Annotated in this window: 15 protein-coding genes; 9 read left to right on the forward strand and 6 right to left on the reverse strand. The window is 45.8% G+C overall.

Annotated features, from left to right (window positions below; translation table 11 throughout):
* Positions 1-5: 5 nt before the first annotated feature.
* From rnhA to GYX26_RS11565, 3 genes are all read left to right on the forward strand, one after another.
* Positions 6-440, forward strand: coding sequence for a ribonuclease HI (gene rnhA / locus GYX26_RS09130; RefSeq protein ID WP_174828991.1), 435 nt, complete (start codon positions 6-8; stop codon positions 438-440).
* 500 nt (positions 441-940) lie between these two features.
* On the forward strand, positions 941-1,429 hold the full coding sequence (locus GYX26_RS11560) for an aldo/keto reductase (protein ID WP_202984305.1): 489 nt from the start codon (positions 941-943) through the stop codon (positions 1,427-1,429).
* On the forward strand, positions 1,422-1,949 hold the full coding sequence (locus tag GYX26_RS11565; protein ID WP_202984306.1) for an aldo/keto reductase: 528 nt from the start codon (positions 1,422-1,424) through the stop codon (positions 1,947-1,949). Before GYX26_RS11560 ends, GYX26_RS11565 begins: the two co-directional genes overlap by 8 nt.
* Before the next feature lie 90 nt (positions 1,950-2,039).
* Here the strand turns inward: GYX26_RS11565 and GYX26_RS09140 are convergent, their stop codons facing one another.
* Positions 2,040-3,080 (reverse strand): zinc-dependent alcohol dehydrogenase family protein, encoded by a 1,041-nt coding sequence (locus tag GYX26_RS09140; protein WP_174828992.1) that lies wholly within the window; start codon positions 3,078-3,080, stop codon positions 2,040-2,042.
* Between the two features lie 628 nt (positions 3,081-3,708).
* Here GYX26_RS09140 and GYX26_RS09145 point away from each other — a divergent pair.
* Positions 3,709-4,299, forward strand: a complete 591-nt coding sequence (locus tag GYX26_RS09145) for a CHAP domain-containing protein (RefSeq protein ID WP_174828993.1) — start codon at positions 3,709-3,711, stop codon at positions 4,297-4,299.
* A gap of 80 nt (positions 4,300-4,379) precedes the next feature.
* On the opposite strand, the gene GYX26_RS09150 is transcribed toward GYX26_RS09145, so the two are convergent.
* From GYX26_RS09150 to GYX26_RS09165, 4 genes are all read right to left on the reverse strand, one after another.
* The gene (locus GYX26_RS09150; RefSeq protein ID WP_370520875.1) at positions 4,380-5,057 is read right to left on the reverse strand and encodes a protein-L-isoaspartate(D-aspartate) O-methyltransferase; all 678 of its coding nucleotides are present in this window, start codon (positions 5,055-5,057) and stop codon (positions 4,380-4,382) included.
* Complete coding sequence (gene surE / locus GYX26_RS09155; RefSeq protein ID WP_174828994.1) at positions 5,051-5,803, reverse strand: 5'/3'-nucleotidase SurE; 753 nt, start codon at positions 5,801-5,803, stop codon at positions 5,051-5,053. Before surE ends, GYX26_RS09150 begins: the two co-directional genes overlap by 7 nt.
* Positions 5,804-6,310: 507 nt before the next feature.
* Positions 6,311-7,447, reverse strand: a complete 1,137-nt coding sequence (locus GYX26_RS09160; protein WP_100114223.1) for a polyamine ABC transporter substrate-binding protein — start codon at positions 7,445-7,447, stop codon at positions 6,311-6,313.
* A 173-nt stretch (positions 7,448-7,620) separates the two neighbouring features.
* Positions 7,621-9,237, reverse strand: a complete 1,617-nt coding sequence (locus tag GYX26_RS09165) for an inorganic phosphate transporter (protein ID WP_370520877.1) — start codon at positions 9,235-9,237, stop codon at positions 7,621-7,623.
* A gap of 621 nt (positions 9,238-9,858) precedes the next feature.
* On the opposite strand from GYX26_RS09165, the gene GYX26_RS09170 reads away from it, so the two are divergent.
* A complete protein-coding gene (locus GYX26_RS09170) occupies positions 9,859-11,502 on the forward strand; it encodes a lactate permease LctP family transporter (protein ID WP_174828995.1) in 1,644 nt (547 codons plus the stop codon).
* A 64-nt stretch (positions 11,503-11,566) separates the two neighbouring features.
* Here GYX26_RS09170 and moaA read toward each other — a convergent pair whose 3' ends face one another.
* Entirely contained in the window at positions 11,567-12,541 is a 975-nt protein-coding gene (gene moaA / locus GYX26_RS09175; RefSeq protein WP_174828996.1) for a GTP 3',8-cyclase MoaA, read from the reverse strand.
* A gap of 196 nt (positions 12,542-12,737) precedes the next feature.
* Between moaA and GYX26_RS09180 the strand changes: the two genes are divergently transcribed.
* The 4 genes from GYX26_RS09180 to glp are packed head-to-tail and all read left to right on the forward strand — an operon-like array spanning position 12,738 to position 15,238.
* Entirely contained in the window at positions 12,738-12,986 is a 249-nt protein-coding gene (locus tag GYX26_RS09180; protein WP_174828997.1) for a MoaD/ThiS family protein, read from the forward strand.
* Between the two features lies 1 nt (position 12,987).
* Complete coding sequence (locus tag GYX26_RS09185) at positions 12,988-13,449, forward strand: molybdenum cofactor biosynthesis protein MoaE (protein WP_174828998.1); 462 nt, start codon at positions 12,988-12,990, stop codon at positions 13,447-13,449.
* Complete coding sequence (locus GYX26_RS09190; protein ID WP_174828999.1) at positions 13,440-14,051, forward strand: molybdenum cofactor guanylyltransferase; 612 nt, start codon at positions 13,440-13,442, stop codon at positions 14,049-14,051. Before GYX26_RS09185 ends, GYX26_RS09190 begins: the two co-directional genes overlap by 10 nt.
* Positions 14,048-15,238 carry a gephyrin-like molybdotransferase Glp gene (gene glp, locus GYX26_RS09195; protein ID WP_174829000.1) on the forward strand — a complete coding sequence of 397 codons (1,191 nt, stop codon included), beginning with the start codon at positions 14,048-14,050 and terminating at the stop codon, positions 15,236-15,238. Before GYX26_RS09190 ends, glp begins: the two co-directional genes overlap by 4 nt.
* Positions 15,239-15,492: the final 254 nt, after the last annotated feature.

Raw genomic sequence — 15,492 nt, forward strand, 5'->3', positions numbered from 1 at the left:
TGAACATGAGCGAAGTAACCCTGTATACCGATGGCGCCTGCAAAGGTAATCCCGGCGTGGGTGGCTGGGGTGCTTTCCTGCAATCCGGCAGGCATAATAAAGAACTCTTTGGCGGCGAAGCCAATACTACCAATAATCGCATGGAACTAACTGCAGTGATTCAGGGGCTGGCCGCCCTGAAACGTCCCTGCATCGTCAACATCTATACTGACTCCCAATATGTCAAAAATGGCATGCAGGAATGGATTCACAACTGGAAAGCACGCGGCTGGAAAACCGCCTCAAAGCAGCCAGTTAAAAACGTTGAGTTGTGGCAGGCACTGGATGCTGAAGTGAATAAGCATCAGGTACACTGGCATTGGGTAAAGGGTCATGCCGGTGATCCAGGCAATGAGAAAGCAGATGAACTGGCTAATCGCGGTGTTGAGCTGGTTAAATAAGCCTTGCAATAGTACAGATAAGTAATTTTTTATTCCCTTTCCCACTCTGTACTATTCTGTGTAGCAGCATACTACCAGCAAAGGCAGAAGTGCTAATTCATCAGGCTTTTTCTGCGAAGGGGAAAATTTCCTATTGGTGATAAGTAACTTTACAAACCCAGAAGCCTACTCAGGCAGATTATGAGCAGCAGCTATCAATAGATATGCATTTGCTCTGGCATCGGTCTGCGGCGGAAAACACCATAATCAATGCTATGATTGAATACTTTAAACTTTACAATATGGCTTCTGTATCCGTATAAAGGCTTTATATCCTGCTATCCTAAAAAAGACACAATAGATTGATATGTTTTTCATATCAATAATTTTGTATTTCTCTTCTCAAGTTTAATTATTTACTATCAGTACCAGCAATAAAGCATCTGCCTGACTTCAAATAAGTATATGGAATACTTGATAAAACAATTCAGGCATAACTAATTCTGACAGGATAATAAATAATGACTCTTTCTTTACCACAACGAAAACTTGGCCAGCATCTTACTGTCTCAGCCATTGGCTATGGCGCTATGGGACTGAGCGAATTCTATGGCGATGTGGATACGGCACATGCACGCACAATCTTACATAAAGTTATCGACAGTGGTGTTACTCTGCTTGATACAGCTGATATGTATGGTCGCGGTGAAAATGAAAAGCTGATTGGTTCTGTGCTGAAAACGCTGCCTGATTCAGCTCGGGCGCAACTCACCATTGCCACCAAATGCGGTATTGATAGAAGTAATACCGCCAGCTATAACCGCAATATCGATAATCGCCCTGAATGCATTAAGCTGTGCTGTGATGATTCTCTGGCCAGACTGGGTATTGAGCAGATTGATTTATTTTATATTCACCGCATTAATCCGGACGCAGCAATTGAGGATACCATGCAGACTCTGGCCGAGCTGGTAGAGGCTGGCAAGGATTGCTCATATTGGTTTGTGTGAAGTTTCCGCTTCAGTTTTGCAGCGTGCCTGTGCGGTTTATCCAGTCGATGTGGTGCAGACAGAACATTCATTATGGACCCGCAATATTGAAGATGAATTACTACCCTTGCTGAAAAAATTAAATATCGGCTTGGTGCCCTACTCCCCGCTGGGACGCGGTTTTCTCACCGGCCGGATTCAGGGCAAAGAAGATTTGGCTGAAAATGATTTTCGCCGCACCAATCCGCGCTTTCAGGACAGCAATCTGCAACACAATAAACGCCTGTTACAGGCATTAAAACCCATGACCGCCAAATACAACTATAGTATGGGACAGATTGCACTGGCATGGCTGCTGGCGCAATGGACGCATATTGTACCGATTCCGGGTACCAAAAACGAAAAATACCTGCACGAAAATAATCAGGCCAGCTTATTACAACTGGAAGCAACCGATTTGCAGACATTGAATGATTTGAAAAACCACATTGATATTCAGGGTGAACGTTATTTACCAGAGGGTATGAAAGGTATAGTCTGATTTAGTTGGATAACAGTGTTTGCAGCATTTACTGAGCAAGTACATACTCCCCGCTAAGCCATTCTCTGTGCCAGCGGGGAATATGTGTTTTTAATGGCTGATAATCAGTAAAGACTTAATGGCTTTACGCTGATCCATTGCATCATAGGCAGCCTGAATATTGGTTAAATCAAAGCGCTGAGTAAAGACTTTACCCGGCTGAATTTCTTCATTCAAAACTTCCTGCAATAACAGGCTTTTATCATAAGTAGTCACACTCGCAATACCGCCACGCAAGCCTATATTACGCCAGAAAATATCGCTGGTTTTGATTTCAGTCTGCTGTGGTACGCCTACACAGCCAACAATAGCCCCTGCTCGCGCCACCGCAATGGCTGTCTGCAAAGATTGCTTGCTACCTACGCATTCCAGTACAGCATCAGCCCCAGCCTGACTGGTCAGCGACAATACTTTTTCAACTGCTTCATCACCCCGTTGCGGCACGATATCGGTGGCACCGAATTCCTGCGCCAGTTGTGCTCTGTCCGGATGCCGGCTCATGGCAATAATGCGTTCCGCACCACGCAATTTCGCTGCAATGACACCACACAAGCCAACTGCACCATCTCCCATGACAACTACGGTATCACCGTGTTTGACTTCGGCACTGGCCGCCGCATGATAGCCGGTAGCCATAACATCGGCTAATGTGAGCAATGAATTCAGAACACCATCAGAATAATCCTGTGGCTGGCCGGGAATCTTAACCAGTGCCCAGTCTGCATTGCTAAAGCGCAGATACTCACCTTGATAGCCGCCATTACCGCCCTGCTCCTGATTCTGGCAATTACCATCAAATCCGGCCTCGCAGGCCGCACAATGGCCACAACCATGCGTAAAAGGTACGATAACAAAATCACCGTTCTGGATGTGGGTCACTGCACTGCCTACAGCTTCGACGATACCAATGGCTTCGTGCCCGACAGGAGTATCAGATTCGCGCTGGCTGATACCGCGAAACCACCATAAATCCGAACCACAAACACAGGCACGTACAATACGAATAATGGCATCGGTGGGTTTCTGGATAACAGGTTTGTCCATTTCCCGTATGGCCACTTTACCAGGTGCAACAAATACTGCTACTTTCATGGCTATCTACCCTTAGCTGTTGAATTACATCATGTTTGCCATTAGATTATAGCGGTTAAGTCATCTGGTAAAGTCATCTTACTGATACGATGCCAGCAGGTAAAATCCAGAAGTAATTAAATTATGATAGTTTGGAACATGACTTGACCGGTTTCAGAACTGAATTTTTAACCACGGCATCAGTTATTCAGTTTACTTTTTAACCATAAATTATCTTCATGGTAAAAAAATTGATAAAGATGCGCATAGCAGGTATTGATGAAACAACAATGCTATTGCTACAGATAAAATATTAGATACACAAAATACATTTAATTAACGGATTAAACATTAATCTTATATATTCTGATATATTTAGATTAATGCTTTTGTTTTATATTCACTCGGCCTGACTTGTATAGTACTAATGTATTATTACTAACTGAATCTAATGCAGTTATATTGTGGCAGCTATGCTATGGATACGGCCTTTTTTGCACATGATTATGTCAAATATTATGTTGTTAATCAGCGTATATGGCAGAAGAAAGTTAATTGTACTTCAATTATATATTGCTATATTATTTATATATTTAAAATAAATAATATTATTATTCCTAAATTATTATCATTCAATTAATGAGTTTATATGGCTAATAAATATAAAAAAAGTGTAGTACTGTTATTGGGTTTATCACTATTTAGTTTTATTGCTTATGCCCAGTCTTTTGATCAAAGACAAACAGATGCACAAAAGGTTGGTCAGATTGTCGATCAGTTTAATGGTGTCAATGTATATTACAATGGGCAAATAAGCCATGTCAGCGGGCGTAATCTAACTAAGGATGGTTACAATTTAGGGCAAAAGTATCAATGTGTTGAATTTATAAAACGCTATTATTATGAGCGCTTCAAGCACAAAATGCCCGATAGCTATGGCCATGCCAAAGATTTTTTTGATGCTTCGATTGCCGATGGCCACATTAATCCAAAGCGTAATTTGCTACAGTTTCATAATGGTTCGCCAACTCAGCCAAAAGTTGACGATATTATCGTTTTTGGCTGGTCGCAATATGGTCATGTTGCCATTATAAGTAAGGTTAGTAATAATCAGATTGAAATTGTGCAACAGAATCCAGGCCCTAACGCGAGCAGTCGCGCCACTTATCCATTAATTTATAAGGATGGATTATGGAAGATTGATAATTTCCGTGTATTGGGCTATTTACGTAAAACCTGATGTCCTTACTATCCATGCTTAGTACACCATTGCTTCAAGTAGCTACTTTGATATACGCCCGCTGGGATTGCGATTAATATTTAATTATCATTTACCAGCGGCACAAATAAAGTCTGCTGTACACAGGTTTCCTGAAAACCTTCAGCAGTTTTATCGATTACCCACAAAAACTGTACCCCGCCCTCATCCAGTGGCAGTACCATACGACCACCTATTGACAGTTGCTGCAATAAAGGCAGTGGTACTTCTTTCGGGGCGGCTGTGAGAATAATGCCATCAAAAGGTGCCTCCTGCGGCAAACCCAGATAACCATCACCACACACCAGCCGTGCATGAGCCAGTAAGCGTACTGCACGCAGATTCTGTTTGGCACGTTCATGCAACGGACGCAGGCGCTCAATTGAATAGATTTCATTTAAACCCAGCGCTTGCAGAATCGCTGTCTGATAACCACAACCCGTACCAATTTCCAGAATACGCAATTTATTACTTATCGGCCGTTTACCAAACAGTAACTGTGTCATCACTGCTACGGTATAGGGCTGGGAGATAGTCTGCCCCAGCCCTAGCGGCAAAGACATATCATCATAAGCATGAGAGCGCAGTGCCTCTTCAACAAATACATGTCGCGGCACGGCAGACATGGCAGACAGAACTTCAGCACGGGTGATACCCATCTGCCGCAACCTTTCCACCATCCGTGCACGCCGAAATTCATACCCTGTCCAGCTCACGCCCTGTCCCACTGCTATCACCACTGTATATCTTGCAAAAATGTGTTTACTGCACCCATTTGCTGATAGTTGGTTAAATCAAGTGTCAGCGGAGTAATGGTGACAAAACCTGCTTCGTTGGCGCTAAAATCGGTATCCTGACAGCTGGTATCAGCAGCGCCCACACCCCCGATCCAGTACATGGTTTCTCCACGCGGGCTATCAAACGGCACGATACACTGTTCATGATATCGCCGTCCCAGTTTTGCCACCTGATAACCCTGCACCGCATCTGGATTAACTGCCGGAATATTGATATTCCATAAAATCGGGTTTACTGCTGGCTGTGCGCACACTTTGGCTAAAACAGTATGCACTGCTTTTTCGGCTGTAGCCCAGTACTGGCCACTGCGATCGTTAATAGAAAATGCCAGAGCTGGTATACCCATTAAAAAAGCTTCGGTAGCAGCGGCTACAGTGCCGGAATACAAGACATCATCGCCCATATTGGCACCATGATTGATACCAGACAGAACTAAATCAGGTTTGAAATCGGTCATGGTATGTAAGGCTACATGAATACAGTCGGTTGGTGTGCCATTAACATAATAAAAGCCATTCGAGGCTTTTTTAATAGACAGGGGGCGACTCAGGGTAAAAGAGTTACTCACTCCACTCTGATCGCTTTCCGGTGCCACCACTCTTACCTCAGCAAACTGTGCTGCAACTTTGGCCAATAAGGCAATTCCTGCGGACAAATAGCCATCATCATTGCAAATTAAAATTTTCATAACCACCCAATTCAAAATTTCTGTCCTGCTGCCTCTATACTTTCAGGCCTGTTTACTCTGTCGCAACCAGTCAATCTCTTTTATTTACCAGAAACCATAGTCAGCAGTTAATACACAAATCAGCCTGCGCAAAGCAGGCGTTATTTCAGGTATAGCCAGTATGCTTATTTACTACTTGCTATCCGTATATTATTTTTTGTGTACCCACAATTACAGCAACCCGTATACATTCAGCATCCTGTCCAATAGCTAATTATAAGGGTTTACATTCATTCTGACAGCTATATCTGCGATTATTGCCCTACCACTTTGGCATTCTATGCTGGTATTTATGTGCAGATTAGGCGTAGTAAACCGCGCTAACAGACAAATCATGCTCTGTTTAGCACAGCTACAGTATTAGCATAAATATAAAAAACGAACCGGAGCGATTCGTTTTTTACTTAAGTTTTTACCAGCACAGCAAATAATTTCTCGCAGAAAAGACTGAATCTGCATACAAAATCATTACTGCCCCGCTTTTACCTGCTGAAACAGACGTACAGCCAAACGGACAGCATCCTGCGATTTAGGCGATACCACGAAACTTTTATCCAGTACTTCCTTCGTGGGGAATATGCTCGGATCGCTACCGATCTCACTGCTCATCAACGCCCGTGCCGGTTTACTGGCTGGTGCAAAAGTTACATAATTACCATTTTTCGCCGCTACCTTCGGGTCGAGCGTGTAATTAATGTATTTCAGGGCATTGGCTACATTCTGGGCATCTTTGGGAATCATAAAGGAATCAATCCAAATCCCAACACCCTCTTTCGGAGCCAATACTTGTAAATGCACGCCGCTTTTGGCGTCTTCCGCCCGTTTTTTGGCAATATTCAGATCACCACCGTAACCAGTAGCCACACACAGGTCTCCGCGAGCCATATCATCAATATAGCCGGAAGAACTGAAGCGCTTCACATCATTGCGCACGGATTTAATCAGATTGGTAGCGGCACGAATATCCTCCGGCTCACTGCTGTTCGGGTCTTTACCCAGATAATGTAAAGCCAGTGGATAGAGTTCGGTAGGGCTGTCAAACAGGGAAATACCGCAGCTTTTCAGCTTATGTGTGTATTCAGGATTAAATACCAGATCCCATAAATTATCCGGCAGTTTGCCATCCAGTGCTTTTTCAACTAGTGTGGTATTAATCCCGATAGTATTCATACCCCAGAAATACGGCACTGCATATTTATTACCCGGATCTACCTTATCCATCATTTTCAGCAGATCGGGATCAATGTTGTTGTAATAAGATAGCTGGCTTTTGTTTATCGGCTGGTAAGCACCCGCCTTGATTTCACGGCCGACATTGGCAATAGATGGCACCACCAGATCATAGCCGGAACGGCCAATCAGGATTTTGGCCTCAAGAGTTTCGTTACTATCATAATAATCATAACGAACCTTAATTTTATTTTCTTTCTCAAAGGCTTTAACCGTATCCGGATCAACATAATCCGACCAGTTATAGATATTAAGCTGGTCAGTTGAATTCATGACTGCGTTATTGGAAGCAGCATTTTTATTTGTTGTACCGGCATCCGAGCAGGCAGTCATCAGCACACTTACGATGGCTGACAATACCAGTGATTTTTTCATACACGATTTCCAATTTGTATGCCCGAGCTAACGGGGAAGCAAGTATCTATGACGTGCACCAGCACAGCCACCACTAAACCGACATTAAACTGTGAAATACCGTACCTTGCAAGAGCATTTGGCAAATAATTACAGAGTAACGACCAGTAAGGATACAAAACAGCAATTAACACTCAGAAAATCAGACGGAAAAACCAGAATAATCCGCCGGCCAGCACAATGGATACCGGCAAGGTAAGTACCCAGGCTATCACCAGATTACGGACTGTGGATTTCTGTAACCCACTCTTATTCGCAGCCATGGTACCGGCAATTCCTGAAGTCAGCACATGCGTGGTGCTCACTGGCAGACCAAAACGGTCAGCAGCCAAAATCAGTGTGGCAGTTACCAGCTCGGCAGAAGCACCCTGCGCATAAGACAAATGAGTTTTACCGATTTTTTCGCCTACGGTAACCACAATACGCTTCCAGCCAACCAGTGTGCCCAATCCCAGCGCTAATGCCACCAGTACCTTTACCCATACCGGAATATATTTCGTAGCATGGTCAATTGATATGTGATACGCGTTTAATCTATCCATCTGTAACGCGTTCAGATTATATTGGCGATGCAGAGTATTTTTTTGCAATAACGTTAAAGATTCAGAAACCAGATACATATCATTACGGATATTACCCACCTGTTCAGGCGGCAAATTACGCAGACTATCGCTTTTACTTACATTATGTTGAACAATATGTATCAGTTGTGCCAATGCAGCTAACTGCTCCGGCGTACCCTCTTTATCTTCCACCAAAGCCGTTACCTTAGCACGGACATCAGTACCTTTATGCAACACTAGTCCCGGTGGCAACAAATCTTCAATGGTTTGCTGCGCTGCCAGTGAATTGGCAGAAAATTTCGCCCACTCCTCCTTGGGTACGGCATGATTAAGGGCATATGCCATCGGCACTGTACCTATCAGTATCAGCATAATCAATCCCATACCTTTTTGTCCGTCATTCGAACCATGAGCAAAGCTCACTGTAGTACAGGTAAAAATCAGCAACAGACGAATTGGCCACGGTGGGGGTGCATCGTTTTCCGGCGCCTTGTACAACGCTGGGATACGTAGCAGCTTTTTCGATAAAATTAACAGCAATGCCGCCAGAACAAAGCCGAGTAGTGGCGAAAATAGCAGTGATTCACCTACATTAATTACCTGACGCCAGCTCACACCACTGGTACTCCGATGTACCGACATCAACTGATTGGCCACGCCTACCCCGATAATCGAACCAATCAGTGTGTGCGAACTGGAAGCTGGTAACCCCAGCCACCAAGTACTTAGATTCCAGATAATGGCAGAGAAAAGCAAAGCAAAAATCATTGCATAGCCAACATCACTGCCCATGTGCAGAATCAATTCCACCGGCAGCAAAGAAATCACCCCATAAGCCACAGCACCGGTGGACAGCATCACACCAAGAAAATTAAAAGCCCCTGACCAGATTACTGCTGTATTGGGTTTGAGTGAGTGTGTATAGATCACACTGGCCACCGCATTGGCTGTGTCATGAAAGCCATTCACAAACTCAAATGCCAACGCAATCAGCAGCGCTACAGTTAATAATGCGTATACCAGTAGCGAAGAACTGGGCACACTCTGCAAATCATGGTAAATACAAACACCAGCATAAGCCAGACCGCCCAGCAGTATCAGTAGAAACAGAATTTTACTTACTTTACCAGTTTTCCCGGATGCAGACATAATTGCCCCAGACGACGAAGTCGCAGAAAAAGCAGACACAGTTTTTTCCTATTACCAGATACTATCCTGACTTATTGTAAAAGACCAACATGACAATTTTGTGACAGACACAAATTTATTGCCAATCAAGCAAGATTCTTCTTGTCAGTCCATTCTTAATCACTGGTAATCTGACTACAAACAGCCACACATCTGTGCCAGCATAACACTCAGTTTTTTAACACTGCGGCACTGAATTTCCGCATACACACTGTCCTGCCACATCAGTATACAGACAGAGGTTAAACTCTGCTATTACCGGCTTACAACAACTGAATAAATAAGTTATAGATGCGTCTTAAAATCAGGGCTGGGATAAAAATGTTTACACTTTCCCGATGACCGAGCAAAGCAATATAAAAATTACATATTTATATTATATATTTAACCAAATAACCAGCTAAAACAGTTTCACTTAGCCCGCTTAATCATAATTACAAATATTAAAATAAAAAACACAAACATTGACGTTAACATTTTTATTTTTTAAAGTAACAGCCAGCATAGCAATCTGTACTATTCAGTATTAAAAATTAATAACATTCAACCCTTATCACCACACAACCGTACATATCTCATCAAATTTATTGTCAACAGACTGATACATCGAGGAGGAATTACATGCACACATGGGTACAAAGCTACTCCGCATTAGGCAACAGCATTTATCTCACCCTGCTGGCTGCCCTGTTACCTATCATCTTTTTCTTTGTAGCACTTACAGTGCTGCGCATGAAAGGCCATATTGCCGGTGCCATCACGCTCATTCTCGCCATTATTGTGGCCGTGACTGCTTACAAAATGCCACTCACTCTGGCTTTATCCTCCGCCCTGTATGGGTTTTTCTATGGCTTGTGGCCGATTGCCTGGATTATTATTACCGCTGTTTTTCTCTACAACCTCACTGTCAAAAGCGGCCAGTTTGACATTATCCGCGCTTCCATTCTTTCCATTACCGAAGACCAGCGTCTGCAACTGTTGCTTATTGGCTTTTGCTTTGGTTCCTTTCTGGAAGGCGCGGCCGGATTTGGTGCACCTGTTGCCATTAGTGCAGCATTGCTGGTAGGGCTAGGCTTCAAACCCTTATATGCAGCAGGCTTGTGCCTGATTGCGGATACCGCACCGGTAGCCTTTGGTGCACTGGGTATTCCGATTCTGGTGGGCGGACAGGTATCCGGCCTTGATCCGTTTCACATCGGCCAGCTTGCCGGCCGGCAATTGCCCATGATGTCTATTGTCATTCCGTTCTACCTGATATTTATCATGGACGGAATGCGCGGTATCCGCCAAACCTGGCCAGCGCTGCTGGTTTCCGGTGTTTCCTTCGCCACCACTCAATTTATCACCGCTAACTTTATCGGGCCGGAATTGCCGGATGTTACCTCAGCACTGGTAAGTCTGGTGTGTTTGGCACTCTTTCTGCAAAAATGGCAGCCAAAACAGATATTCACCTTTGGTGGCATGCAGCAGCCGAGCAAACAGTCCAAACCAAAAGAATACAACATTAGGCAGATTGCCCAAGCTTGGTCACCTTTTGTCATCCTGACTATCTGTGTTGCCGTGTGGACCATCAAACCCCTGCAAGCCTGGTTTAATTCATTTAGCCTAATCAAAATTCACTGGCCAATGTTGGATAATCTGGTGATTAAAACCACACCTATCGTCGCGGAAAACACCCCCATCGCCGCCGAATTCAAGCTAAATCTGATAGGTGCAGTAGGCACATCCATACTATTAGCGGCCATCATTTCCGTATTGATACTGAAAATAAAACCACGTCTGGCTGTAGACACCTTCAAACACACGCTATACGATTTGCGCTATCCGATACTGTCGATTGGACTGGTACTGGCGTTTGCCTACGTGGTTAATTATTCTGGCCTGTCATCAACCCTTGCACTGGCTCTGGCCGATACCGGTAAAGCCTTCCCGTTTTTCTCACCATTTCTTGGCTGGGTAGGTGTTTTCCTCACTGGTTCGGACACCTCTGCCAATGCCCTGTTTGGCGCTTTGCAAGCCAATACTGCCATGCAGGTAGGCATGGATCCCGTACTTGCCGTTGCTGCTAATTCAGTTGGCGGGGTAACCGGTAAAATGATTTCACCACAATCCATTGCCATTGCCTGTGCTGCGGTGGGACTGGCTGGCAAAGAATCCGACCTGTTTCGCTTCACCGTGCGTCACAGCCTGTTCTTCTGTGTGATTGCCGGCCTGTTTACCTTTGTACAAACTTATCTGTTTCCATGGACATTAACCCTGTTTTAATTGTCTGTCGCACAAAAGCCCGCTCAACAAAGCGGGCTTTTGTTTGGTAGCAGCAACATCTATTTTAGCCACCGGTTTTCGCCATAATGCGCACAATTTTGTCCGGTTGCTCATTAAACTCATGTTTTTCCGGTTTCAAATCCACCGCCTGCTGAATCGCAGCTTCCAGCTGTTCATCCGAACAATTTGCCGCCAGTAATGGCTTTAACGCCATACTCTGCTCCTGCCCCAGACACAGATATAAAGTGCCATCAACCGACATGCGTACGCGATTACAGGTAGCACAGAAATGCTGCGAACGTGGTGTAATCAGCCCCAAAGTAAAGCGGCCATCTACACTTTCCCAATATTTGGCCGGCCCGCCCCCGTATACACGCCTGCTTTCATGCAACTGATACTTGGGACGCAGATTTTCAATCAGCTCCAGCAGATTAAAATATTCCAGTTTCCGCCCGCTTACACCCATCGGCATTACCTCAATCAGGCGCAGGATAAAACCATTGGCAATACAGAATGCCACCATATCCTCAATATCACCGGTATTCACCCCCGGCAGCGGCACCATATTAATTTTAATCTGTTCAAAGCCTGCATCCCGTGCTGCCTGCAAACTGTCAATGACGTTATCAAAGCTATCCTTACCGGAAATCTCCTGCACACATTCACGTCGCAATGAATCCAAACTCACATTCAGCCGGTTCAGCCCTGCTTTACGTAAATCTTGGGCAAAACGTTTAAGCTGCGTACCATTGGTGGTTAACGACAAATCTTCTACCCCTGGCAAAGCTGCCAGCCGTGCTACCAGTTCCGGCAGATTCTTGCGCAATAACGGTTCGCCACCGGTTAAACGAAACCGAGACACACCCATGCGGGCAAATGCCCCGGCAACACGCTCAATGTCTGCAAACGACAGCCAGTTAGCCGGCTTTTCAAATTCCGTAAACCCTTGCGGAATACAATAAGTACAGCGTAAATCGCATTTATCCGTTACCGAAATGCGTAAATAATCAATACGTCTGTTGAAGCGGTCAATCAGCATGAGAAAAGTAAGCGCCTGTAAGAAGGAAAATCATTTTAGAAATAAAAAATAAGACAAATATTTGGAATAATTAAAAAAAAGGCTGCATTCTATCCCATTTTACTCCTTAAATCCAATTGCATCAGCAACAGCCATCTGCCACAGAAAGAAAAAACGCGGCATAATAAACGATTATTGATTGACCTATGTTTTTATCATGATTACCGTGATTTATCTGGCACGCTTTGCCGAAGAACTTGGCCTGACGCAGGAACAGCTAGCTCCCAACTTTACCGACAGCGATGCCCTTTTGGCCTATCTGCGCCAGCGCGGTGCCCCATTCAGTGAGGTACTGGCTGCCGGCAAAGTCTACAAAATTGCCGTCAATAATATTATTCAGCATGGCTGCGCTGCCCTTAAAGACGGTGACAGCATAGCCCTGTTGCCACCGGTAACCGGAGGCTGAAATGCAAACTCGAATACAAGTACAAAGCGAAGATTTCGACCTCAACCACGAACTGGCGCTGGCTGAAGCCAGCGCACCAGATTGTGGTGCCGTAGTGAGCTTTATTGGCAAAGTGCGCGGCAACGATAACCCGCAGCAGCCACTCAGCCACCTCTACCTTACCCATATGCCCGAAGTCACCGAGCACGAAATCAGCAAAATCATCGCTCAGGCCGCAGAGCGCTGGTCACTACCCTATGCCTGCGTGATTCACCGCGTAGGCAAACTGCCGGTAGGCGCACAAATCGTACTGGTGCTCACCGCCAGCGGTCACCGCGAACACGCTTATCAGGCCAATCATTTCATCATGGACTACCTGAAAACCGAAGCGCCATTCTGGAAAAAAGAATGTTTTGCCAACGGCCAGCAGCACTGGGTAGAAATGAAACACAGCGACCAGCAGCGTACCCAGTCATGGCAATAGATGCACAGCTTGGCCTGATTGTCCTTGCTGGTGGCCTCGGCACACGCGTTGGCGGTGCCAACAAAGCCTTGCTGCCACTTAACGGCCAACCGCTGCTGGCACATATCCTGCGCCAGCTTGACCGTTGCAGCGAACACATTATTATCAGTGCCAACCGCGATATCGCACAGATACAGAATTATGGCTATCCGGTTTACCCTGATCTGCCCGCGTATGCGCAGATGGGGCCACTGGCCGGTATCATCAGCGCAGCACAGGCCTTACCGGAACACATCGAATATCTGCAAATCGTCCCGTGTGACCTGCCACTATTAAACGCAGACATCATCACCCGCCTGTATCAGGAGCTGCATAAGCAGCCCGAGCTGGATATCGTTTGCGCCGCTGATGCCGGCAATCTGCACCCCGTCGTCTGTCAGATGCGCCGGCGCCACTTGCAGCATATCCAGCAACAACTTAACAGCAGCGGCAAACACAGCGTACGCTCAATTATTCAGCCATACCGCCACGCCATTGTTACTTTTGCCGACAGCACCCCGTTTACCAACTATAACAGCAGCGCAATGTTTACCAGCACGCGCAGCGGAGCAACAACATCATGATGGATTTTTATCAGGGACAGGAAACCCTACTACAACAGGCCAGCCGTATAGTCGACAGCGAAATCGTATCTCTTAATCAGGCTGCCGGCCGTATTCTTGCCCAGCCGCTTATCGCCACTGCCGATGCACCTGCATTCGACAACAGCGCTATGGACGGCTACGCCATCTGCGGACTGGACTGCACCGCATGGCAGCTCACCGGTACCGCGGCTGCCGGTGACACCCAGCAACTCACCCTGCAACACGGACAGGCTGTGCGCATCTATACCGGCGCCGGCATTCCAAAAAATACCGATGCCGTAATCATGCAGGAAAACACCAGCGTGAACGGCGATACCCTTTGCAGCACCCGTGCACCCGCTGCCGGTGACAATATCCGCCGCCGGGGTGAAGAGCTGAAACAGGGTGCTACCCTACTGGAAAAAGGTGCCCTGCTAAACGCACAGGCAATCGGACTGGCTGCCTCACAAGGCGCAAGCGAATTGCAGGTGTATCAGAAACTGCGCGTAAGTGTATTTACTACTGGCGATGAACTGGTAAGCGGCAATAACCAGCTACAGCAGCATCAAATATACGACAGCAACCGCCCTATGCTGCTGGCCAGCCTGAGCGAATATGCGTTTATTGAAATTATTGATGGCGGCATCCTGCCGGATAAGCTCGACATCATCACCGATACCCTCGCCAAGGCCGCAGACAGTAGCCACAGCATTATTATTTCCGGCGGTGCCTCAGTGGGCGACCGCGATTTGGTTAAGCCGGCACTGCAACAGCTAGGCAATATCGAACACTGGAAACTGGCGATAAAACCGGGCAAACCTTTTGGCTGGGGTAATATTAAACAATGCCGTGTTATGCTGCTGCCCGGCAATCCCGTCGCCAGCTTTGTTACCTTCAAACTGCTGGGATTACCGGCACTACAAGCCGCAGCCGGCCACCATATCCTGCAAGCACTACCCGAATGCTATCAGGCCAAAGCTGCCTTTAGCATTATGCCCAATCAGCAGAAACGGCGCGAATTCATGCGTGGTACCATCCGCTTTACCAATAACGGCCCCGAAGTACAGCCATTGGCCAAGCAGGGATCACATATGCTGTCTGGCTGCGTCGATGCACAGGTATTAATCGATATTCCCGCACAAACCGATATTCAGCAGGGGCAATGGTTAACAGTTTATCCCATATAAACAGTTGGTTTACCCAGTAAAGCAAATAAAAAAAGCCTATGTTAAACATAGGCTTTTTTGCGGCATAAAGCAGATGGTGTCAAATCATATTCCCGCACCAATTCACTGCGCCATTTCCCTTGTCGATATAGCCTAACCATTTGCCATTTATAAGCCACACCAAAAATCCGTCTTGTCCGTTTTTCAATTTATCTTCTTTCCCTTTTAGTGTTAAGTTTACCTTACCCTCTAAAAATCATATGAATAGTTATAGT

Source organism: Snodgrassella sp. ESL0253 (genome assembly GCF_013344965.1).
GTDB lineage: Bacteria > Pseudomonadota > Gammaproteobacteria > Burkholderiales > Neisseriaceae > Snodgrassella > Snodgrassella alvi_B.

What these genes read in the sequence shown, in the direction of transcription:
- GYX26_RS09180 (WP_174828997.1), top strand. Translation starts at nt 12,738, where the DNA reads ATGATTACCGTGATTTATCTGGCACGCTTTGCCGAAGAACTTGGCCTG.
- GYX26_RS09145 (WP_174828993.1), top strand. Translation starts at nt 3,709, where the DNA reads ATGGCTAATAAATATAAAAAAAGTGTAGTACTGTTATTGGGTTTATCA.
- surE (WP_174828994.1), bottom strand. Translation starts at nt 5,803, where the DNA reads ATGAAAATTTTAATTTGCAATGATGATGGCTATTTGTCCGCAGGAATT.
- GYX26_RS09185 (WP_174828998.1), top strand. Translation starts at nt 12,988, where the DNA reads ATGCAAACTCGAATACAAGTACAAAGCGAAGATTTCGACCTCAACCAC.
- GYX26_RS09190 (WP_174828999.1), top strand. Translation starts at nt 13,440, where the DNA reads ATGGCAATAGATGCACAGCTTGGCCTGATTGTCCTTGCTGGTGGCCTC.
- glp (WP_174829000.1), top strand. Translation starts at nt 14,048, where the DNA reads ATGATGGATTTTTATCAGGGACAGGAAACCCTACTACAACAGGCCAGC.
- GYX26_RS09140 (WP_174828992.1), bottom strand. Translation starts at nt 3,080, where the DNA reads ATGAAAGTAGCAGTATTTGTTGCACCTGGTAAAGTGGCCATACGGGAA.
- GYX26_RS11560 (WP_202984305.1), top strand. Translation starts at nt 941, where the DNA reads ATGACTCTTTCTTTACCACAACGAAAACTTGGCCAGCATCTTACTGTC.
- moaA (WP_174828996.1), bottom strand. Translation starts at nt 12,541, where the DNA reads ATGCTGATTGACCGCTTCAACAGACGTATTGATTATTTACGCATTTCG.
- rnhA (WP_174828991.1), top strand. Translation starts at nt 6, where the DNA reads ATGAGCGAAGTAACCCTGTATACCGATGGCGCCTGCAAAGGTAATCCC.
- GYX26_RS09170 (WP_174828995.1), top strand. Translation starts at nt 9,859, where the DNA reads ATGCACACATGGGTACAAAGCTACTCCGCATTAGGCAACAGCATTTAT.
- GYX26_RS09160 (WP_100114223.1), bottom strand. Translation starts at nt 7,447, where the DNA reads ATGAAAAAATCACTGGTATTGTCAGCCATCGTAAGTGTGCTGATGACT.